Genomic DNA, 555 nt, shown 5'->3' on the forward strand with positions numbered 1-555 from the left:
CGCAAAGCTGCGCTTGGTTGTCTTGCCGACCTTCAAGCCGAAGCCACGCAAGATCCCGCGCAGGCTGTTCTCGACGTCCTGGAGCTTGTTCTGGACCAGCTTGCGCGCCGTCAGCATTGCGCGGGTCTCCTGCGCGCTCATCGACTTGCAGTGGACCGGCCGGAACCAGCCGAGCCGGATCAATTGCGCGATATTGCGGGCATCGTTGCGGTCAGACTTCACCGGCATCGCCTTGAACGCGTCGCTCACATGGCGCGTCTCCAGAAGCTCGACCGCCAGACAGGCCTTCTTCATCGCCGCATAGAGCCATTGCGACAGCGGTCCGGCTTCAAGTCCGATCCTGGCCAGATCGAACCCGAGCGAGCGGAACCAGTCGATCAGCGCCTCCGGCTCGCTCGCCACCTTGGCCTCGCGAACGATCTTGCCGTTCGCATCGACAACGCACACGCTGGAGCATTCCAATGACACGTCGATTCCGGCATAATGGTCCATGGTCGTCTCTCCTCGATGCTTGGAGCGGGGTTCAAGCCCCGACTCCGTTACACCATCAATGTG

At 61.8% G+C, this 555-nt stretch carries 1 protein-coding gene; it reads right to left on the reverse strand.

All coding sequences use genetic code 11. The annotated features are described in order from the left end of the window. A partial coding sequence (locus H8A95_RS43470; protein WP_476727264.1) for an IS110 family transposase occupies nt 1-492 on the reverse strand: 492 nt, incomplete at its 3' end. Nucleotides 493-555: the final 63 nt, after the last annotated feature.

This window comes from Bradyrhizobium oropedii, assembly GCF_020889685.1.
Lineage (GTDB): Bacteria > Pseudomonadota > Alphaproteobacteria > Rhizobiales > Xanthobacteraceae > Bradyrhizobium > Bradyrhizobium oropedii.